The organism is Rickettsiella endosymbiont of Rhagonycha lignosa (genome assembly GCF_964031165.1).
Lineage (GTDB): Bacteria > Pseudomonadota > Gammaproteobacteria > Diplorickettsiales > Diplorickettsiaceae > Aquirickettsiella.
This window is the reverse complement of sequence record NZ_OZ035011.1, coordinates 60,995-81,032: the sequence shown is the minus strand read 5'-3', so window position 1 is coordinate 81,032 and position 20,038 is coordinate 60,995. Positions and strand designations below refer to the sequence as shown.

The following is a 20,038-nucleotide window of genomic DNA, read 5'->3' as shown; positions in this document are numbered from 1 at the left end:
TTTCTTTATTATGGATAAAAGTAAATTTTTATTACTTTTTTTTTCTTTATTTTTGTTAGCTTGTCATTCAAGTCCAAGCTCTGATAGGTGGTTAATATCGTCAGAACCATTTACTTTTAAAATTATTCCTGGGAAAGCTAAGACCCCTTCCAGTACGATGCCCGCTGGATTCGGTCCCATCCGAGGACCTTCTATACCCTCATCAAATGTAGAACATTCTTTTAGTAAGGATTTGGGCAGATGTCGTGATAGCTTACTAAATCAACAAGTACATTTTGTATTTAATTTTTGAATGGTTCGATTATGAAAAAAGCAGTTGCTCTTATTTCTGGCGGCTTGGATTCTATGCTTGCCGTCCGTGTTATCCAAGAACAAGGGATTTATGTTGAAGGTATTAATTTTTATACGGGATTTTGCATTGAGGGTCATACAGGAGCTATTCGTAATTTACAACCTAGCAAACCTAAACGCAACAATGCGTTATGGGCTGCTGAACAATTAGGAATTAAATTACATATTATTGATATTATTCAAGACTATAAACAGATAGTCTTGAACCCAAAACATGGCTATGGCGCTCATCTCAATCCTTGTCTGGATTGTAAAATTTTTATGGTGAATAGGGCCAAGCAATGGATGGAGGAAAATCACTTTGATTTTATCATTACTGGAGAAGTCATTGGTCAGCGTCCGAAATCCCAACTTAAGAGAAATATGCCTATAGTCGCGCATGAATCTAAAGCAGACGACATTCTATTACGCCCACTTTGTGCCAAACTATTAGCACCCACTTTGGTAGAACGTGAGGGGTGGGTAGATCGTGAGAAACTTCAAGGATTTTCTGGTCGTAGTCGTAACCCTCAATTCGATTTAGCAAAAAAATTTGATTTTCAAGAATATGCACAGCCGGCTGGAGGCTGTTGTTTTTTAACTAACGGTCATTACACAAAAAAACTAAGAGATCTGTGGAAGCACCGAGGAAAAAAAGACTATGAATTTGATGATATCATCTTGCTGAAAGTAGGTCGGCACATTCGGCCCAATCCTGATTTTAAGCTCATTATTGGCCGAGATGAAGGTGAAAATCATTTCCTTGAAGCCTATCAACATCAATATACCTCGATAAAGCCCATTAGTCATCTAGGTCCTTTAAGCCTAATTGATGGTAAAATTAATGCTGAATACATCCATTATGCCGCAAAAATTGCTGCTCGCTTTACCGACGCTAAATCCAATGATAAGGTAACTTTGGAAATTTGCTCATTGAGTGGTTCTGTACAAACAATGGAGGTTAACCCTTTTACTGCAGATCAGATCCCTAAAGAGTGGTATATTTCGGGCTAATCTTATTTTCCAAGTAAAGTATTTTATTAAAAGCAAGTCTAATTCCAATAAATTAATATTAGATTACCTACAAAAACCAATGATTATGACTCACCAATTAGATGCTCGACGTTTACTTTGTCCTTTACCTGTTATTAAGGTACAAGAATACGTAAAAAAATTAAATCCTGGTGATATTTTGGAGGTTGTATGTACTGATAAAGGTAGCCTCTCTGATATTTCAGCTTGGTGTCGCATCCATGGTCATTATTTACTGTCTAGTAGTACACAATGTCGAGAAATTTTCATGTCGATACAAATAGGTACTTGTTAATGAAGACTTCTCGCTATCAACAAACACGCTTTATCGCATTGTGGGGCGGATTAAAAAATATCCTATTAGCAGGATTGAAAATAATCTTTGGTATTATTGGTCATTCTCATGGCTTACTAGCTGATGGAATTCACTCCCTATCTGATTTAATTGTTGATAGCGTTGTTATTATTGCCTCAAAATTTGGCAATAAAGCAGCGGATGAGGATCATCCTTATGGACATGGTCGTATTGAAACAGCAGCTACCGTTTTTTTAGCATTAATTTTAGCTATTGCAGCTTTTGCAATCATTGTAAACGCTTTTAATACTATCGCTGCGGTTCATGTCCATATCGTACCAACTCAAATTGTTTTATGGATTGCTCTTAGCTCAGTTGTACTCAATGAGGTACTTTATTTCTGGACCAAACACGTAGCAAATAAAATTAAATCCAGGCTATTAATGACCAATGCCTGGCATCATCGTAGTGATTCAGCTTCTTCTGTAGCCGTTGCATTAGGTGTGATTGGAGCTTGGTTTGGTTTCCCTAAATTAGATGCCGTTGCAGCTATTATTGTTGGATTAATGATTTTAAAAATGGCTTGGGATTTTGGTTGGCATAGTATTCGTGAATTAGTTGATACCGCTCTCAGCATAGAAGAAACTGAAAAAATTAAATTATTTATAAAAGAAATCCCTGGTGTAAAGGCAATTCATCAACTTCGCACCCGCTCAATTGCAGGATCCATCTTTTGTGATGTTCATGTTTTAGTTGATCCCTTTATTAGTGTTTCAGAAGGACATTACATAGGTCAAGAAGTCGATAAACGTTTGATTGCATCATTTCCAGATATTACTGATGTTACTGTTCATATTGATACAGAAGATGATGAATTAACTAATCCTTCTTATAATTTACCTAATCGAGCTACATTACAAAAAATTTTGCAGAAACATTGGCAACATTTACTGCCAGAAATAGCAATTAAAACCGCTGCTTTTCACTATTTGGATAGTAAAATCACGATTGATTTGAAATTACCGATTGAATTCAGTAATCAAAGTGACTTGGAAACTAAATTAAAAAAAATTACGGCAACAGAAAGCTTTATCACTGATATTAAAATTTTTTATTATAAATGACTCAATTATTTAAAATTGCCACTTGGAATGTTAATTCATTGCGCGTACGTTTAGAACATGTTTTAACATGGCTGACTTCCTATGAACCCCACCTACTTGCGATACAAGAAACGAAAGTTGAAAATCACCATTTTCCTGAAGAACCCTTCAAAAAAGCGGGTTACCATATCTTATATAATGGCCAAAAGACCTACAATGGTGTTGCCTTCATTAGTCGTATTCCCATGCAAAATGAAATGACTTTCTTGCCGGACTTTGATGATACACAACGACGTATTTTAGTGGCAAACATAGGATCTTTACGTATTGTCAACGTTTACGTACCTAATGGTTCAAATTTAGGATCTGAAAAATTTATCTATAAATTACAATGGTTAAAGCAATTAAAAAATTATTTACAAAGAGAATTAAGTATACATCCACATTTAATCGTACTAGGAGATTTTAATATCGCTCCAGAAGATATAGACGTTCATGATCCGCAAATTTGGCAAGACAAGGTGTTAGTTAGTCCCGAGGAACGTCACGCTTTAAATGATATATTAGCTTTAGGGTTAAAGGATAGTTTTCGGTTATTTCATAATGAGCCCGGTTATTACACATGGTGGGATTACAGAGCTGGTGCTTTTCGACGAAATCATGGTTTACGTATCGATCATATATTAAGCAGTAATGCTTTAATTCCTCAATGTATTGCCTGCGAAATTGATAAAGAAATACGATTGTGGGAAAAACCGTCGGATCACGTTCCCGTCATTGCAACTTATCAACATATTAACTAGGATTTATTTATAATGGAGCCTATAAAAGCACGTTTTGGAATCGGAGAAATTGTTCAGCATAGTTTATTTGGCTATCGCGGTGTCATTATTGACGCTGATGCTGGCTTTCAAGGGGATGATGCTTGGTATAGCAAAAACGCCCCGGGAAACCCACCTAAAAACCAACCTTGGTATCATATTTTAGTTCATGGCTCTGTTCATCATGCATATGCAGCCGAAATAAATCTAAGTAAGGACGATACGTTAGATCCAATTGAACATCCTGAATTAGATTATTTTTTTGATAACTTTGAAAATGGTGTCTACTATCGTCGTCGATATAGCAACTGAGTTAACAACAATATAATTGATTAACAAAAAACTGAATTATGAAAAATTTGACGTTTATTCGACATGCCGAAACCTATCCGCAACAAATTTTTGAAAGTGATACAGATCGAAATCTCACTCCATTTGGTCTTCGCCAAATTGAGAATATTTCAAACCAATTAATAGAAAAAAAATTTTTGCCAGATTATTTGCTTTGTAGCCCAGCTACACGTGCAATACAAACAGCTCAACTTCTCTGCGAAAAATTAAAAATAAATCCAAGACTGCTAAAGATTAGCCCTATACTATATTCAGGCGATAACAAAACTATTTTACAAGACTTTTTTTTGTTAAATTTAACTCAACAGGCTTTCATAATTGGTCATAATCCTACATTAAGTTGCTTGGCCCACAAATTATGTTTAACTACAAAATCTATCATTTTGCCTCCCGCAGGGATAATCTCAATAAATTTTGACATTGAAAAATGGGAAGATCTACTAACTAAACAGGGAACGTTACTGTTTTTCATCGAGCCTGGACATGAATAATACTCATCATGATGAAATGGCTCAATTAATCCAATCTAAAAACCCTACTACTATTGAAGTTTTTTTTCAGCAAGCTTTAAGTGCCCATGAATCAGGCAATGTAAAATATGCTAGAGATATTTATGAATATATACTAAACATACAACCCGATCATATAGAAACTATGCATGCTTTAGGTATGCTCGCTTCTGAATTAGAGCAATGGGAGACTGCGATTGCTTGGATACAACGCGCTTTATCTATTCAACCCGATTCAGCACGTTTTCACTTTCATTTAGCAAATCTCTTTAAAAACATTAATCAATTTGAATTCGCATTAACACATTATCAAACTGCTTTGCGTTTGAATCCACGCTATGCTGAAGTTCATAATAATTTAGCGAGTTTATTTTATAAACAAAATCAATTAAATGCAGCTCGGCAACATTATATTCAGGCCATTGATATAAAAACGGACTATCTGGAAGCACATTTTAATTTAGGTTTAGTATTTTTAGCTCAACAAGAAAAAAATGCTGCAATAACTCAATTTAAAAATGTAATAAACTTACATCCAAATTCTATTCAAGGACATTGGCAACTCGCCAATATTTATTGGCAAAATCAAGATCTAGAAAAAGTCCATTATCATTATCAAAAAATATTCGATTTAGATCCAAATTCAGTAGAATTATTAAATAATTTCGGTGCTCTAATGCTAAAAAAAGAGCAAATTAATGTAGCTATCGATTATTTTAAACGGGCACTCATTATTGATCCTAAGCACAAAGCCTCAAGAAACAATCTTGCAGCTATTTTACTACAAAACAATCAATTGAAAGAAGCCATATGGCATTATTCCTTGTATCTAAATTTAGATCCTTCAAATATAGAGGCGCTTTTTAACCGAGCATATAGTTTAATGTTGATCGGAAATTTACATGAAGCCATATATGATTTAAAAAAGATTTTGACTATAGATGAAACACAAATAGATACTCATTGTAATCTTGCTGCCATTTATTTAAAACTTAACAATCCAGTTACTGCTTTAACCCATTATCGAACCATTTTAAATTTAAACAACAAACATTCCATTGCTAATTACATGATCAGTGCACTCACTGGACAATCTCTACCTGAAACTGCACCTTTAGATTATATTAAAAATTTATTTGACAATTACGCCTTTCAATTTGATGAGCATTTGCAAAACATTTTACTTTATAAAACACCTGAATTATTGCGCAAACAATTGAATGCTTTTTTGGAGAAAAAAAAATATAATCTTTTAGATCTAGGTTGTGGCACCGGTCTTAGTGGTCGGTGTTTCGTTGATATTTCTAAAAAAATAACCGGTATAGATATTTCACGAAATATGCTTAATAAAGCTAAAGAAAAAGCGTGCTATGATATCTTAATAGAAAATGATATTTTGAATAGCTTAACAGAATTAAAAGAAAATTTTGATCTTATTTTGTGTATCGATACCTTAGTATATTTTGGCAATCTTAATGATTTTTTTACTAAAATTTTACATTGTTTAACTGCTAATGGCTTGTTGGCTATCTCTATTGAGCTTTCTGACCAATCTTTTTCTTCATACACTTTACAAGCTAATGGGCGATATCAACATGCTGAAATTTATGTAAGAGAATTAGCTAAAAAAAATCGGTTAACACTCTTAAATTATAAAAATGTAGTGGGGCGTCAGCAAGAAAATAAGGCTATTCAGACAGGTTTATTTATTTTTCAGAAAAAAATAACGGTAAACTAACGATCTAAACCATTAAATATTAATTCTAAAGTGCTCTATGAAATCAAAAAAATTAATCTGTTTAATTTTGTTTTCTTTATCTTTTTTTTATCCTGCAATAAAAACTTATTCTTTTCCTTTGGATTGGAAAAATTGCGAAAATACTCTTTATCTATTACAACATCCTCACCATGTATTGCCCTGTGCTGGAAAGATATTACCTAGTCACACTTCACAATTAAGTTATCTAGGCGAAGAAAAAACAAATCGATACACTCAATATAGATATGACTTCGTATCACTTATTTGGCCGAAAATTTTTCAGACGGGTATTCCGGATATTATTACGCCCAATGCTTGGAAGCACGAAATAGATATTTTCATTCCTAAAGAAAATTCTAATGTTGATATGGCTGCTCTTTATATTACAGGTGGATATATCCATTCTAAAATAACAAGAAACAACGCTCCGGATAAAATTATTAGTCAATTAATTCAACATAATATTGTCGTTGTACTCAAAGATGATCCTAATCAATATTTAACTATCAATGATAAACAATTAAAAGAAGATGAAATTATTGCTTTTACCTGGAATCGTTTTATCCATAATCCAAAATTAGCTTATTATCCTTTACATATTCCTATGGCAATTGCTGCACAGCAAGCCATGACCTTAGCACAAAATATATTACTGAAACATCATATAAGCATAAATCATTTTGTTGTTATAGGCGCTTCAAAGCGCGGGTGGGCAACATGGATGACTGCCTTGCTTGATCATCGAGTCATTGCAATGATCCCCATTGTAGTTGATGTATTAAATGTAGAAAAACAAATACCACATATTTATAAAGTTTACGCTCAGCATTGGCCCATAGCATTGAAGGATTATTATCAGCAACACATCCCTGAATATGCTGACCCCAAAAGTCCTTTTTTTACAAATTATTTGAAGTTATTACAAATAGAAGACCCTTTTACTTACTTTACTGACACAGTTTATCAAAAAAAGTTAGCTGAGATGTCTAAATATATTATTAATGCAAGTGGAGATGATTTTTTTCCACCCGATAGTTCTCAGTATTATTATCCAGCATTATCAGGAAAGAAATTATTATTTTATTTACCGAACTCCCCTCATTATATAGAATATTCACCTTCGATCTCACAATTAGCTTCTACATTATCCGCTTTTTATAAGAGAATTATTTCTCATCAAACGTTACCGATCATTACTTGGAATAGAAAAACGACTGGTGAAATAAAAATTCATTATTCTGAAAAACCTGAAAAAATAATAGTATGGTCTGCAAATAATCCCCTTACCCGAGATTTTCGTTACTCCTGTGCAATTAATTATCAACCAACGGATATAATAGTAAACGAACAAGAGAGCAAATTAATAATTCCAAACGTTACACAAGGTTGGCGCGCATCGTATGTCGAATTAGATTTTCCTGATGGTTTACGAGCAAGCACACCTATTTTTATATCGCCAGATGCTTATCCTAAAACAAACCAAATTATGCCACCACAAGGAATGTGCCTATTGATAACGCCTGAGTATGAAAATATCACTGAATAAATGTTAGGTTCTGTTCCTAAGAATATAAACCTGAAATATAATTGGCTACTGCGATAATTTCAGCGTCATTCATTTTCTTACTAATTATTGGCATCATCTGAAATTTATCATTATTCCGCTTGCCATCACGAAAGGCTTTTAATTGAGTGGCAATATACCGTGCATGTTGTCCACTTAAGCGAGGAAATCCAGCCGATGGATTTCCCAAACCTGCAGGTCCATGACAGGCTAAACAAGCCGGCACTCCTTTATTTGCATCTCCGCCACGATAAATTCTTTGCCCTAAAGAAAGTAAACGGGGTTGTGCGCTATCAATAGTTTCTAACAAAGTTGCATAATAATTTGCTATTTTTATTTTTTCTTTTTTCGATAATGCTACAATTAACGCGTTCATTATTGAGTTATCACGCCCACATTTCGCATTCGGTTGAAAATCCTGCATTTGCTTGATTAAATAATTAGCGTTCTGCCCCGCCAATTTCGGCCAATTTTTATTAACCGTGGAATTTCCTTGGATACCATGACATAACTCACATCCGGCGATAATATCATTGAATTTTTGTTCAATAATTTTGGCATCACTCGGCGAAAACCCAAATAAAAAAAAGAATATAAAGAGAAAAGTAAAATTTTTGTAATCTAACATATGAAAATTTTTTTCTAACACCATTGAAGGAAATAATTAATATTGCTAAACGCAATTTTTTAGTTTATAGTTTTCTCAGGCTTTGACAAATTATAAAAATAACATAAAGGCCAGGGAATTTTTCTTTTTTAATTAAGCGGAAGATAAGCTTGAGTTCCCACGTATTTCCACTTACCATCTTCTTAAAAAGCGCTGCTCAATTAGACCAATTGCCTAAAGATCAAGGCGCAGAGGTTGCATTTATTGGTCGTTCCAATTCTGGAAAATCTACAGCAATTAACTCAATTACTGGAAAAAAAGGTTTGGCCAAAACCAGTAAAACTCCAGGGCGCACTCAATTATTGAATTTTTTTCAAATCAACGAACATCTCCGTTTGGTCGATCTTCCAGGCTATGGTTTTGCCAACGTCCCAAAAGATATACAAGCTAATTGGGAGAAAACCATAGCCAGTTATCTAAAAATGAGAAAATCTTTAAAAGGTCTTGTTATCACTATGGATATTCGTCATCCACTTAGGGATCGGGACCAAACTATGTTAGCGTGGGCTTCTCATCATCAAATACCAATATATATTCTTCTGACTAAAGCCGATAAGCTAACACGTAATCAAGCCGCAAATGCCTTAAAACTAACTACCCAACAATTGGCTATTCTTGATAGCCTCTATGAAATACAAACCTTCTCTGCGACAAAATCTATAGGTATTGAAAGCGCACGTCGTAGGATATTAACTTGGCTAAATCCAAAATAAATTAGAATTTTTCTTAATAATTATCCCAAAAGCTTCCCTTTTTCTTACATCAATTTTTTGACCTATACATCACAATGTGATAAATAAAATGATTACTAAAAAAAATTCGGATTTCATGTCATCACAACCATCTGAAATAAGTTTTCGTGCCATCCTATTAGCCATTTTGCTTGCTGTCATTTTAGCTGCTGCAAATGCTTATTTAGGCCTAAAAGTCGGCTTGACTATTTCTGCATCTATTCCGGCAGCTATTCTTTCTATGGGTATCCTGCGTTTTTTTAAAAATTCTTCGATACTTGAAAGCAACATTGTCCAAACAGGTGCATCGGCTGGAGAAGCATTGACCGCAGGGACCGCATTCATTCTCCCTGCCTTAATAATTCTTCACTATTGGCAGCATTTTGATTATTGGCAAACTGTAATAATTTCCCTGACGGGTGGAATTTTAGGGGTCTTATTTTCTATTCCTTTACGCCGAGTTTTATTAGCGGATCCTACATTGCGTTTTCCAGAAGGTACCGCGATAGGTCAAATTTTAAAAATTAGCCAAGATGCTAAAGGAAATTTTAAAGAATTAATCCAAGGTGGACTTTTAGGTGCTTTTGTAGCGCTTTTTCAATCAGGTTTCCAAATCATAGCGGATAATTTTCCAATATGGTTTAGAGCAGATAATAAATTTATTTTTGGATTTACGTTTGGTTTTGAACCTGCATTATTAGCAGCTGGATATATAGTTGGTATTGGTGTAGCGCTGAGTACATTACTCGGTGTGGCAATCGGATGGATCATTGGAATTCCTATTTTTAGTTACTTACACCCTCTAGCAATAGCTACTAGTCAATCTGCTAGCAGCTTAGCCAATAGCATTTGGCAATCCAGTATACGTCCAATTGGTGTAGGCACGATGTTAGTAGGTGGCTTATGGACGATGGTTCTGCTCGTTAAACCTATTATTAGAGGCGTACATTCATCTTTTGTCTCATTAAGAACCATTAAAGAAAGCGGGTATACTTCCTTACCTAAGCATGAACGTGATATACCTATTCACTATACTTTAGCTTTATTAGGTATTTTAATATTACCACTAGGATATATTTTATTTAGCTTTATAAACCACCCTGCATTGGGACTAACCAGTAGTATCCAAATAATAACTCTACTTATCGGTATTGTTTTTATTTTAATCACTGGCTTCTTTTTTTCCTCACTATGTGGCTATTTTGCAGGGCTTATAGGAAGTAGCCAAAGTCCCATTTCAGGTGTTTCTCTTTCTGTGCTATTGTTCGCGTCTCTTACATTGCTCGCTATTTTTAGTTGGGCTCCTGGCTTTACTCACGATACTAAGCATTTACTTGAAGGGGAAGGTTTAGCAATCATTATAGGAACATTAGTAAGTAGTAGTTGCGCCATTACCAACGATACCATTCAAGATCTGAAAGCCGGCCAAATTGTAGGGGCAACTCCTTGGAAACAACAGGTTATATTAATTTTAGGTGTCGTAGTTTCTGCTTTAATTTTAGCACCCACATTAGAACTATTATTTAATGCTTACGGAATTGGGGGAATTTCCCCTCCAGGACGGCATATGGATCCTGCCCAAATGTTATCTGCCCCTCAAGCTACTCTTATGGCAAGTTTAGTTGCCGGTGCATTTAAACATAACTTACCCTGGAAATTAATTAGCATTGGTTTCGTCGTAGCTATTTTTTGTATTTTCATTGACCGAATATTGCAAAAACGCGGGATGCGCTTACCTGTATTGGCGGTCGGTATAGGTATTTATCTTCCTTTGGATACCTCATCTGGATTAATTTTGGGTGGACTTGCTTCCTATTTCGTAGAAAGAACCTTGATTAAACAACATCCCATTCAGACCGAAAAATCAGCGGATAATACCGCCAGGCAACGCGGGCTCACTTTGGCTTGTGGTTTAGTCGCTGGAGCTTGCTTAATGGGCGTGGTGTTAGCAATTCCTTTTACTTTAGCACAATCTACCGATGTATTACGTCTTATGCCCGAACATCTCACTTTGCTAGCTAGCCTATTTGGCGTGTTATCAACACTCGGTATTTTAGGATGGATCTATCGTTCAGTCTGTAAAGGTTAAATGTTTAATTTAGCTATTGACAAAATAAAAAAATATAACTAGGCTCCCGTTAAATTTCAGGGGGTAAATATATGCCTCCCCTAGTTTGACTTATTCACTATGTGTTTTTTTTAGCTATAAGACAGCCAAAATTCCAACGCGAAGAGTATAAGCTAGTGGGGTCAAATATCTACCTCCCCCAAACTTAGTGGGGGTGGTCCATGTCAACTTTCTACAATCGATTTTCTTTTAGAAATTCCTTCAAAATCCTTCCAAATGGTTGGGATTTAATTGCCTTTATTTTTGTGTTAGGGATGCTTGCTGCATTTGTTTGGGCAGGCAAACAAATGTCAGCTCCTTATCAAGTCGGTCAAACCTTAGCACTATCCTTAGATCCTCATCAACTACCTAAATATGCCTTGTTTACCGTTTTACGTTTGTTTACGGCCATGGCATTTTCTTTATTATTCACCTTTACTGTGGGAACTCTAGCCGCTAAAAGTAAACGCGCCGCTAGCATTATCATCCCTTGCATTGATATCTTACAGTCTGTCCCTGTTATTGGTCTGTTATCTATTACCATAGTAGGGTTTATCGCTTTATTTCATGGAAGTAGACTTGGTCCTGAAGCTGCGGCTATTTTTGCAGTTTTTACTGCTCAAGTTTGGAATATCACACTCAGCTTCTATCAAAGCCTACGCTCGGTACCTACTGAATTGAAAGAAGCTGCTGATATGTTTCATTTATCTGCCTGGCAACGTTTTTGGCGTCTTGACGTTCCTTTTAGTATGCCCGGGTTATTATGGAATATGATGATGTCTATGTCAGGCAGCTGGATTTTCCTAATTGCATCGGAAAGTATTTCTGTCAATAATCAAACTATCGTATTACCTGGTGTTGGTTCTTATCTAGGACTTGCTATCAGTCAAGCCAGCATTTCAGGTGTGATTTACACTATTTTGACTATGCTCATTGTCATTTTACTTTATGACCAACTCCTTTTCAGACCTTTATTAAATTGGTCAAAAAAATTTACATTTGAGCAAGTTAGTCAAGAATATGTATCTCGTTCATGGATTAATATACTCTTACAACAAACCTATATATTAAAATACTTAGGTCGTTTTTTTGGGAAATTAGGTGATGCCATCGTCAATATTTCTTTTTCAAAGGATATAAAAAAGAAAGCTATATTCAAAAAAACTAGTCCTAATAAATCGATCGAAATTATTTGGTATAGCTGTATTACACTTATGGTGTCTATATCACTTTGGCTATTATTACACTTTATTTTAAAGCATCTTTCATTACATGAAATAATTCATGTACTATTTTTAGGTTGTGTAACAGCATTAAGAATCATTACCATTATTTTAATAGCTAGTATCATTTGGATCCCTATTGGAGTTTTCATAGGATTAAATCGTCGTATTGCGGAATGGGTACAACCTATTGCACAATTTTTAGCAGCATTTCCAGCAAACGTCTTATTCCCTGTTGCGGTTATTTTAATCTTAAGATACCACTTAAATATCGAGATATGGTCCACACCATTATTGTTGCTAGGCACACAATGGTACATTTTATTTAATATTATCGCTGGCACAGCCGCTCTACCAGAAGATTTAAAAGAAGCAATCAGCAACTTTGGTGTTAAAGGTTGGCAATGGTGGCATCGTTTAGTTTTACCTGGAATTTTTCCTCATTGGATAACAGGTACCATTACAGCGATTGGCGGAGGTTGGAATATGACTATCTTAACCGAAGTAATCAGTTGGGGTTCTACTACACTCACCGCAACTGGACTAGGCGCTTATATTGCAAAATCGACTGATGCGGGTGATTTTCCAAGAGTGGCGCTCGGAATGGCAATGATGAGTGTGTTTGTTTTAGTTATGAATCATTTAGTTTGGCGTCCATTATACAATTTAGCTCAGTCACGTTATCGATTGGACTAGGAGGGAATAACATGAATAAGAAACCCATTTTTACTGTAAAAGATATCAGTAAATCCTTTAAAAAAGCTGAACAACAAGAATTATTAGTACTAGATAAAGTTAATTTCCAACTTTATGAAGATGAGATTGTTGCACTACTAGGTAAATCAGGCTCAGGAAAATCTACACTATTACGCATCATTTCTGGTCTCTCTGAGCCGAGCAGTGGTACAGTAACTTATCGAGAAAAAGTTGTAAATGGACCTGTACAAGGCATGGCGATGGTTTTCCAAAACTTTGCTCTCTTACCCTGGTTAACCGTTTTAGAAAATGTTGAATTAGGTCTCGAAGCCTTGCGAGTCCCTCGTGATGAACGCAGAACTCGAGCTTTAAAAGCTATCGATATTATCGGCCTCGATGGATTCGAATCTGCTTATCCAAAAGAATTATCCGGTGGAATGCGCCAACGTGTAGGTTTTGCACGTGCGCTTGTCATTAATCCAGATGTTTTATTAATGGATGAACCCTTTTCAGCCTTGGATGTGCTCACGGCTGATAATCTTAAAAGCGATCTGCTTGATTTATGGGAAGCAAAACAAACAGGGACTCGGGGAATTTTATTTGTAACACACAATATTGAAGAAGCTGTTTTGCTCGCAAATCGTGTCATCGTATTTGATAGCGATCCTGGCAGCATACGAGCAGAATTGATCATTGATTTACCTTATCCACGAAATGAGCAAAACCCTGAATTTCGAAAATATGTCGATCAAATATATTCCTTAATTACCCGTCAAATGGACGAACGTAAAAAATTGTTACTTAAAGAACAGTTACCTCGCATCACCGATATAGGTTATCGTCTTCCTGATGCTGATATTTCTGAATTAACAGGTTTACTTGAAACTTTAGATCAATCTGAATACCAAGGACATATTAGTTTACCTGAGCTTACTGAATCACTTCATTTAGATGTCGATGATTTATTCCCATTAACCGAAGTATTAGATATTTTAGGTTTTGCTCATGTCAATAATGGAGAATTAATCCTAACCGAAGCTGGAAAATTATTTGCAAATGCTGATATCTTAGAGCGGAAAAAAATCTTTGCTGCTCATTTATTACGTTATGTGCCCTTAGCAAAGCATATACGGCAAGTTCTAGAAGAAAGACGCACAACCGGTCAACGTGCGTCTCGAGAACGTTTCTTGAATGAATTAGAAGATTATTTGAGCGAAAAAGAAGCTGAACGTGTTCTGCGTACTGTGATTGATTGGGGTCGTTACGCAGAGCTCTTTGCTTATGCGAACAATACAGGGATGCTAAGCTTAGAGAATCCGAATTAAGTCAATAAAATATAACATTAAGCAAAATTTAAATGATAATTTAATTTAATTTATTAAGCAATTTGTATAACTCAGTGATGAGCTTGAGTTCAGGGCAAACGATAAATCGAGGACCGGAATTTACATGAGTAAATGAAGGCAGTAAATTAGCGTTTAACGATGAAATCAAGTCTATTATGCAGGTTACGCAAGTGGTCTACTCTAATTTTCTCTATGGTTAAAACTGATGCATACTAAAAAATTTTCCGAGTCTGCTCGAAAAGTAATTGAAACAGAAGGAAAAACCATTTTGAGTTTATTAAACCAAATTGACTCGAATTTTGAACAAGCGTGTGAATTCCTTTTAAATTGCCAAGGCCATATCGTTGTCATTGGGATAGGTAAATCAGGCCATATTGGTAATAAAATCGCAGCTACTTTAGCCAGTACAGGAAGTCCCGCCTTTTTTATTCATGCAGCTGAGGCGAATCATGGTGATCTTGGCATGATTAATTCCAAAGATGTGGTCCTTGCTATTTCACATTCAGGAGAAACAGACGAGCTCATTACTATTCTTCCTACACTCAAACTGCTCAATATTCCTTTTATACTTATAACTGGGAATGTTCAATCTACTTTAGCACAACAAGCAACCGTCACTGTGCATATCCCTATAGAGCAAGAAGCCTGCCCTTTAGGCTTAGCTCCAACCTCGAGCAGTACAGCAGCGTTAGTTTTGGGTGATGCCATCGCAATATCACTGCTTGATATGCGTGGTTTTAGTAGTGATGATTTTGCTAAGGTTCATCCAAAAGGGCAACTGGGTCGGCGTTTATTATTAAAAGTAGCTGATATAATGCACACCGGAGCAGCTATTCCAAACGTAAAATCTGGAACTCCTTTAGTTCAGACTCTATTTGAAGTTTCACAGAAAAGACTGGGAATGGCCATAGTTACTGACAAAAATCAACGTCTCTTAGGTATTTTTACTGATGGCGATCTTAGGCGAGCAATAGATCAAGGATTAAATCTTCAGAGTACTCCGGTCGATCAAGTAATGACCTCTAATTGTAAAACAATAAGTAAAGATAGGTTAGCGGCCGAAGCTTTGCGAATAATGGAAGCTAGCAAGATAACTACTTTAATTATTGTAAATGAAGATAAAAAACCTCTCGGCGTTGTGCATATTCATGATATTCTGAGCCAGAGAATTACTTAAAATATTTCTTAGCACAGAACAAAAAAAATTAATGAGCCCGTCATGACCAGACCGAACGTTAGGTAAGGGGTGGTATCAGGAAAAATTAAGCTTTTTGCTGGATTGCCGTGATCAGATGCTCGTAATGATTAAAAACACATAAATTAAACCATTTAAACTAGCCATATAATAGTATGTTTTCTAAAACGCTATTGATTAATCTTATTCTTATTTTTTTAATTTTATTAGGCACATGGTATACATGGTTACAGCTAACTAGACCTGTTAACTCGGCTATTACTGGAAACCAACCTGACGCCTACGCAACAAAAGTTATAGTCTACCATATTGATAAATCAGGGAACCTTTATGATCAATTAAACACCCCTTTATCAATCCATTATCCCTTAGACGGAATTATTTCTCTCACCACACCTATTTTCACTTTATTTTTAAAAAATAAAGAGTCATGGCAACTTTCATCTCTTTATGGCAAACTGAAAGAAAGTAAAGATCTTCTACAGCTTTGGGATAATGTCAAACTTGAACAAAAACAAGGACCCGCTAATAAAACTGTCTCAACCCTAACGACATCCACTTTAGATATTCATCTAAAAGAAAAAACGGCTGACACGTCCGCCCCAGTCGTAATAACGCAGATAAATCAAGAGATACACGCTGTAGGATTACACGCTAATTTTAATAGGAAAACGATTCGACTGTTATCTCAAGTAAAGGGGCAACTCAAACCTGCAAAAAGTAAATGAGGTTTAAGATGTTGGTTCAAGATCATTTGAAAAAAAAGCCATCTAAAATAAATAAAAGCTATTTATTATTTCTAGCCATATCCATAATTAGTACTCTTTCTATCCCTGTATATGCTAATCCAGAAGATCTAGCACAAACTATCTATTTTGAATCTGATACCTTGTCATATAATAATGAAACAAAATTAGGCATCTATCAGGGACATATTAAGCTGACTCAAGGGAACGGAGTTCTCACAGCAGACTATGCCACCAGTTATTCTGACCAGAATGGTCAAGTCACCAAAGTAATCGCGATTGGAAATCCAGCACGCTATCGGGCACTTATATTTCCTAATCAACCCAAGTTAATTGCTACTGGAAATACGATCTATTATTATCCACAGAAAGATTGGTTAGAAGCTGTGGGTAATGCTGAGATTGTGCAAGGACAAAATCATCTCAAAGGCCCCCAAATTAACTATGATTTTAAAAAGAAAACCGTTGGTTCCCCTATCTCAAAAGAAGGGCATACTCAAATACTAATAGCACCATTGCAACCTGTTCGCTCATGAGTAAATTACAAGCTATCAATTTGGCTAAACGCTACCATTCTCGCGTTGTTGTCAAAAATGTTTCTTTAGAACTAGAAACCGGAGAAGTAGTAGGTTTGTTAGGCCCTAATGGCGCTGGAAAAACCACAAGCTTTTATTTGATTGTGGGTCTAATTGAAAGTGCACAAGGTAAAATTTTATTAGATAATCATAATATTACTCGTTTGCCGATGCATGCTCGTGCTAAGGCAGGCATCGGTTACTTACCTCAGGAACCTTCAATATTTCGTAAATTATCTGTCGCTGATAATATTCTCGCTATACTCCAATTACGTAAAGATCTTTCAAAAGAACAACGTAAACAACATCTCGAAAATCTTCTTCATGAGTTCCATATAACTCATATCCGCGATACATTAGGAATTAGCTTATCGGGTGGGGAACGGCGTCGTGTTGAAATTGCCCGTGCTTTGGCCATGGAGCCAAAATTCATGTTATTAGATGAACCTTTTGCTGGAATCGATCCCATTTCTGTTGTTGATATTAAACGCATGATTATTCATCTTAGTCGGCGTGGCATCGGAGTTTTGATTACCGATCATAATGTTCGAGAAACTCTTACGATTTGTAAACGTGCTTATATAGTGAGTGAAGGAGAAACTATCTATGTGGGGACTCCAAAAGAAGTATTAAATAATCAACGTGTTAGGGAAGTCTATTTGGGTCATGAATTTGATCTATAGTCATAGATCTGTGTAAAATAGATAAAAATTGTTTAAATTTTACTCAAATTGTCCTATGAAAAAAATTAAATTTCCGCCTTTCTTTAAAAATTCCCTTAGGGTTAAAAAATACTCTAGGGAATAGATCGTGCTCTACTTTACTGTTCAACCTAAGGTATAATCACTAAATTATTTTAGAATATCAAAGACAATACATTATAAAGATAGAGGGTCTAATGCAAATTACTATTACAGATGATGGTATTAAAGTTACGGACGCTTTAAAACAATATATACTAGATAAGTTTAAACGACTGGAACGTATAACTCATAAAACTACTGCCATACATATCACATTAAGTCTTGAAAATTTAGATCAAGTCGCTAAAGCGCTAGTTCATACACATGGTACTGAATTTTATGCTAGTGCTGAAAATGAAAATCTATATTCTGCAATTGACAATTTAATTGACAGAATAGAGCAGCAAATTAATAAACATAAACAAAAAATTAAAGAAAAAAGACATGATAGATCAGAAAAATATGGTCCAGAGGAATCCGAAGAGCTTTAAATAAACTTATCGAGGCCCCTGTGCAACTCAATCCTTTAACCGCAATTTCTCCTATTGATGGTCGTTATTCAGATAAAACCGATAGTTTGCGTCCCTTATGTAGCGAATATGCTTTATTTTATTTTAGAGTATTAATTGAGATACGCTGGCTAGAAGCCCTGGCTAACCATTCTGGTATCAAGGAAATTCCTGCATTTTCTCAAACAACTCAGCAACAATTGAATCATATTATTGAAAATTTTAATTTGGAAGATGCTGAAAGAATTAAAACATTAGAGAAAACAACGCGACACGATATTAAAGCCGTTGAGTATTTTTTAAAAGAAAAACTAGCTAAAAATCCAGAGTTCGAATCAATCCGTGAATTTATACATTTTGGCTGTACGTCTGATGATATTAATAATTTAGCTTATGCTTTAATGCTCAAGGACGTACGGACTCAACATTTACTCCCTGCAATTCAGCAATTAATAATTTATTTAAAAAAATATTCACATCAATACTCCACACATCCTATGCTGGGTCGTACGCACGGCCAACCCGCTGTACCTACGACAATGGGTAAAGAATTTGCGAATTTTACTCAACGCTTATTAGCTCAGGAAAAAATATTCGCTGCAGTAAAAATTTACGGTAAATTTAATGGCGCTATTGGCAATTACAATGCTCATCGGATTGCTTATCCTGAGATTGATTGGCCTGAGCTTAGTAAAAAATTTGTAACCAGTCTAAATTTAGATTGGAATGCTTATACTACACAGATTGAACCTCATGACTATATTGCAGAATATTGTGATAGTTTAAAACGGATTAATAATATATTAATAAATTTGACAGCCGATTTTTGGGGTTATATTTCTTTGGGTTATTTCAAACAAAAAGTCAAAATAGGTGAAATTGGCTCATCGACCATGCCGCATAAAATTAATCCCATCGATTTTGAAAATGCTGAAGGAAATCTCAGTTTAGCTAATAACTTATATCAACATTTTTCAAGAACCTTACCTATCTCCCGTTGGCAGCGTGATTTAAGAGACTCAACATTATTACGTAATCTTGGAACGGCGTTTGCATATAATTTAGTTGCTTACAATAGTTTACAGTGTGGTTTAGAAAAAATTTCCATCGATGATACTAAATTGCTTGAAGATCTTAATCAACATTGGGAAATTTTGGCTGAAGCCATACAAACTATTTTAAGACGATATGCTACTGAAATGCCCTACGAAAAATTAAAAATCTTGACGCAAGGTAAAAAACTTAATCAAGAAACCCTTCATCAATTTATTAACGAACTAAAAATTCCTGACGATATCAAAGAAAAATTACTTGAATTATCGCCTACTAGTTATTTAGGTTATGCGACTGAGCTGGCACAATCAATCTGAAATTTTAATGCGTTTATATTATTAATTAAATAAGATTTTAGAAAAATTGTATTTGGAAACCCTTATGCAAATGGATTTAACAAACAAACTATTTAACTTTTTTTTTAAATGGCTAAATAAGGAAGTAGAACCATCTCAAACTGTCCCCTTAAGTGATTTTAGCAAACTTCGTTATGAACTACGTCCTTGCGATGTTTTATTAATAGAAGGTCGCAACCGTATTAGTCAAATAATTAAAGTCATTACCCACAGCTCCTGGTCACATGCTGCACTGTATATTGGTCGTTTATACGACATTGAAGATAAAGATATGCAAAAAAGAATATCGAGTTTTACTCTGGTGATCCAAACGAACAATTAGTATTT

At 35.2% G+C, this 20,038-nt stretch carries 21 protein-coding genes; 20 read left to right on the top strand and 1 reads right to left on the bottom strand.

The annotated features are described in order from the left end of the window. The first annotated feature begins 10 nt into the window (after positions 1-10). The 9 genes from AAHI99_RS00410 to AAHI99_RS00370 all read left to right on the top strand — a co-directional run bounded on the left by AAHI99_RS00410 (position 11) and on the right by AAHI99_RS00370 (position 7,746). Entirely contained in the window at positions 11-292 is a 282-nt protein-coding gene (locus AAHI99_RS00410; protein ID WP_342227724.1) for a hypothetical protein, read from the top strand. Positions 293-303: 11 nt separating this feature from the next. Next, positions 304-1,344, top strand: a complete 1,041-nt coding sequence (locus tag AAHI99_RS00405) for a tRNA (5-methylaminomethyl-2-thiouridylate)-methyltransferase (protein ID WP_342227723.1) — start codon at positions 304-306, stop codon at positions 1,342-1,344. 85 nt (positions 1,345-1,429) lie between these two features. Continuing rightward, positions 1,430-1,657, top strand: a complete 228-nt coding sequence (locus AAHI99_RS00400) for a sulfurtransferase TusA family protein (RefSeq protein ID WP_339050603.1) — start codon at positions 1,430-1,432, stop codon at positions 1,655-1,657. After that, entirely contained in the window at positions 1,657-2,781 is a 1,125-nt protein-coding gene (locus tag AAHI99_RS00395; RefSeq protein ID WP_342227722.1) for a cation diffusion facilitator family transporter, read from the top strand. The genes AAHI99_RS00400 and AAHI99_RS00395 overlap by 1 nt, the downstream gene beginning before the upstream one ends. Then, positions 2,778-3,563 carry an exodeoxyribonuclease III gene (gene xth / locus AAHI99_RS00390; protein ID WP_342227721.1) on the top strand — a complete coding sequence of 262 codons (786 nt, stop codon included), beginning with the start codon at positions 2,778-2,780 and terminating at the stop codon, positions 3,561-3,563. The genes AAHI99_RS00395 and xth overlap by 4 nt, the downstream gene beginning before the upstream one ends. A 12-nt stretch (positions 3,564-3,575) precedes the next feature. Next, the gene (gene hspQ, locus AAHI99_RS00385) at positions 3,576-3,893 is read left to right on the top strand and encodes a heat shock protein HspQ (protein WP_342227720.1); all 318 of its coding nucleotides are present in this window, start codon (positions 3,576-3,578) and stop codon (positions 3,891-3,893) included. 38 nt (positions 3,894-3,931) lie between these two features. Beyond that, positions 3,932-4,423, top strand: coding sequence for a SixA phosphatase family protein (locus AAHI99_RS00380; protein WP_342227719.1), 492 nt, complete (start codon positions 3,932-3,934; stop codon positions 4,421-4,423). Then, the gene (locus AAHI99_RS00375; protein ID WP_342227718.1) at positions 4,416-6,179 is read left to right on the top strand and encodes a tetratricopeptide repeat protein; all 1,764 of its coding nucleotides are present in this window, start codon (positions 4,416-4,418) and stop codon (positions 6,177-6,179) included. Before AAHI99_RS00380 ends, AAHI99_RS00375 begins: the two co-directional genes overlap by 8 nt. 37 nt (positions 6,180-6,216) lie before the next feature. Next, the gene (locus AAHI99_RS00370) at positions 6,217-7,746 is read left to right on the top strand and encodes a PhoPQ-activated protein PqaA family protein (protein ID WP_342227717.1); all 1,530 of its coding nucleotides are present in this window, start codon (positions 6,217-6,219) and stop codon (positions 7,744-7,746) included. A gap of 16 nt (positions 7,747-7,762) precedes the next feature. Here the strand turns inward: AAHI99_RS00370 and AAHI99_RS00365 are convergent, their stop codons facing one another. Beyond that, positions 7,763-8,392 (bottom strand): c-type cytochrome, encoded by a 630-nt coding sequence (locus tag AAHI99_RS00365; RefSeq protein WP_342227716.1) that lies wholly within the window; start codon positions 8,390-8,392, stop codon positions 7,763-7,765. 149 nt (positions 8,393-8,541) lie between these two features. Between AAHI99_RS00365 and yihA the strand changes: the two genes are divergently transcribed. From yihA to AAHI99_RS00310, 11 genes are all read left to right on the top strand, one after another. Next, a complete protein-coding gene (gene yihA / locus AAHI99_RS00360; RefSeq protein WP_342227715.1) occupies positions 8,542-9,144 on the top strand; it encodes a ribosome biogenesis GTP-binding protein YihA/YsxC in 603 nt (200 codons plus the stop codon). 115 nt (positions 9,145-9,259) lie between these two features. After that, entirely contained in the window at positions 9,260-11,251 is a 1,992-nt protein-coding gene (locus AAHI99_RS00355) for an OPT family oligopeptide transporter (protein ID WP_342227714.1), read from the top strand. A 200-nt stretch (positions 11,252-11,451) separates the two neighbouring features. Next, positions 11,452-13,188: an ABC transporter permease gene (locus tag AAHI99_RS00350; protein ID WP_342227713.1), complete on the top strand. Its 1,737-nt coding sequence runs from the start codon at positions 11,452-11,454 to the stop codon at positions 13,186-13,188. 11 nt (positions 13,189-13,199) lie between these two features. Beyond that, the gene (locus tag AAHI99_RS00345; protein WP_339050585.1) at positions 13,200-14,513 is read left to right on the top strand and encodes a nitrate/sulfonate/bicarbonate ABC transporter ATP-binding protein; all 1,314 of its coding nucleotides are present in this window, start codon (positions 13,200-13,202) and stop codon (positions 14,511-14,513) included. A 226-nt stretch (positions 14,514-14,739) separates the two neighbouring features. Further along, entirely contained in the window at positions 14,740-15,711 is a 972-nt protein-coding gene (locus tag AAHI99_RS00340) for a KpsF/GutQ family sugar-phosphate isomerase (protein ID WP_342227712.1), read from the top strand. A 173-nt stretch (positions 15,712-15,884) separates the two neighbouring features. Next, entirely contained in the window at positions 15,885-16,457 is a 573-nt protein-coding gene (gene lptC, locus AAHI99_RS00335) for an LPS export ABC transporter periplasmic protein LptC (RefSeq protein WP_342227711.1), read from the top strand. A gap of 8 nt (positions 16,458-16,465) precedes the next feature. Beyond that, the gene (lptA, locus tag AAHI99_RS00330; RefSeq protein ID WP_342227710.1) at positions 16,466-17,011 is read left to right on the top strand and encodes a lipopolysaccharide transport periplasmic protein LptA; all 546 of its coding nucleotides are present in this window, start codon (positions 16,466-16,468) and stop codon (positions 17,009-17,011) included. Continuing rightward, positions 17,008-17,733 carry an LPS export ABC transporter ATP-binding protein gene (lptB, locus tag AAHI99_RS00325; protein WP_339050580.1) on the top strand — a complete coding sequence of 242 codons (726 nt, stop codon included), beginning with the start codon at positions 17,008-17,010 and terminating at the stop codon, positions 17,731-17,733. The genes lptA and lptB overlap by 4 nt, the downstream gene beginning before the upstream one ends. Before the next feature lie 215 nt (positions 17,734-17,948). Beyond that, a complete protein-coding gene (hpf, locus tag AAHI99_RS00320) occupies positions 17,949-18,284 on the top strand; it encodes a ribosome hibernation-promoting factor, HPF/YfiA family (protein WP_342227709.1) in 336 nt (111 codons plus the stop codon). A gap of 20 nt (positions 18,285-18,304) precedes the next feature. Then, positions 18,305-19,672 (top strand): adenylosuccinate lyase, encoded by a 1,368-nt coding sequence (purB, locus tag AAHI99_RS00315; RefSeq protein ID WP_342227708.1) that lies wholly within the window; start codon positions 18,305-18,307, stop codon positions 19,670-19,672. Between the two features lie 64 nt (positions 19,673-19,736). Then, positions 19,737-20,033, top strand: a complete 297-nt coding sequence (locus tag AAHI99_RS00310) for a hypothetical protein (RefSeq protein ID WP_342227707.1) — start codon at positions 19,737-19,739, stop codon at positions 20,031-20,033. Positions 20,034-20,038: the final 5 nt, after the last annotated feature.

Bases quoted from the DNA above. Each gene is read 5' to 3' on its own strand.
- AAHI99_RS00410 (WP_342227724.1), top strand. From the start codon at position 11: ATGGATAAAAGTAAATTTTTATTACTTTTTTTTTCTTTATTTTTGTTA.
- AAHI99_RS00405 (WP_342227723.1), top strand. From the start codon at position 304: ATGAAAAAAGCAGTTGCTCTTATTTCTGGCGGCTTGGATTCTATGCTT.
- AAHI99_RS00400 (WP_339050603.1), top strand. From the start codon at position 1,430: ATGACTCACCAATTAGATGCTCGACGTTTACTTTGTCCTTTACCTGTT.
- AAHI99_RS00395 (WP_342227722.1), top strand. From the start codon at position 1,657: ATGAAGACTTCTCGCTATCAACAAACACGCTTTATCGCATTGTGGGGC.
- xth (WP_342227721.1), top strand. From the start codon at position 2,778: ATGACTCAATTATTTAAAATTGCCACTTGGAATGTTAATTCATTGCGC.
- hspQ (WP_342227720.1), top strand. From the start codon at position 3,576: ATGGAGCCTATAAAAGCACGTTTTGGAATCGGAGAAATTGTTCAGCAT.
- AAHI99_RS00380 (WP_342227719.1), top strand. From the start codon at position 3,932: ATGAAAAATTTGACGTTTATTCGACATGCCGAAACCTATCCGCAACAA.
- AAHI99_RS00375 (WP_342227718.1), top strand. From the start codon at position 4,416: ATGAATAATACTCATCATGATGAAATGGCTCAATTAATCCAATCTAAA.
- AAHI99_RS00370 (WP_342227717.1), top strand. From the start codon at position 6,217: ATGAAATCAAAAAAATTAATCTGTTTAATTTTGTTTTCTTTATCTTTT.
- AAHI99_RS00365 (WP_342227716.1), bottom strand. From the start codon at position 8,392: ATGTTAGATTACAAAAATTTTACTTTTCTCTTTATATTCTTTTTTTTA.
- AAHI99_RS00355 (WP_342227714.1), top strand. From the start codon at position 9,260: ATGTCATCACAACCATCTGAAATAAGTTTTCGTGCCATCCTATTAGCC.
- AAHI99_RS00350 (WP_342227713.1), top strand. From the start codon at position 11,452: ATGTCAACTTTCTACAATCGATTTTCTTTTAGAAATTCCTTCAAAATC.
- AAHI99_RS00345 (WP_339050585.1), top strand. From the start codon at position 13,200: ATGAATAAGAAACCCATTTTTACTGTAAAAGATATCAGTAAATCCTTT.
- AAHI99_RS00340 (WP_342227712.1), top strand. From the start codon at position 14,740: ATGCATACTAAAAAATTTTCCGAGTCTGCTCGAAAAGTAATTGAAACA.
- lptC (WP_342227711.1), top strand. From the start codon at position 15,885: ATGTTTTCTAAAACGCTATTGATTAATCTTATTCTTATTTTTTTAATT.
- lptA (WP_342227710.1), top strand. From the start codon at position 16,466: ATGTTGGTTCAAGATCATTTGAAAAAAAAGCCATCTAAAATAAATAAA.
- lptB (WP_339050580.1), top strand. From the start codon at position 17,008: ATGAGTAAATTACAAGCTATCAATTTGGCTAAACGCTACCATTCTCGC.
- hpf (WP_342227709.1), top strand. From the start codon at position 17,949: ATGCAAATTACTATTACAGATGATGGTATTAAAGTTACGGACGCTTTA.
- AAHI99_RS00310 (WP_342227707.1), top strand. From the start codon at position 19,737: ATGCAAATGGATTTAACAAACAAACTATTTAACTTTTTTTTTAAATGG.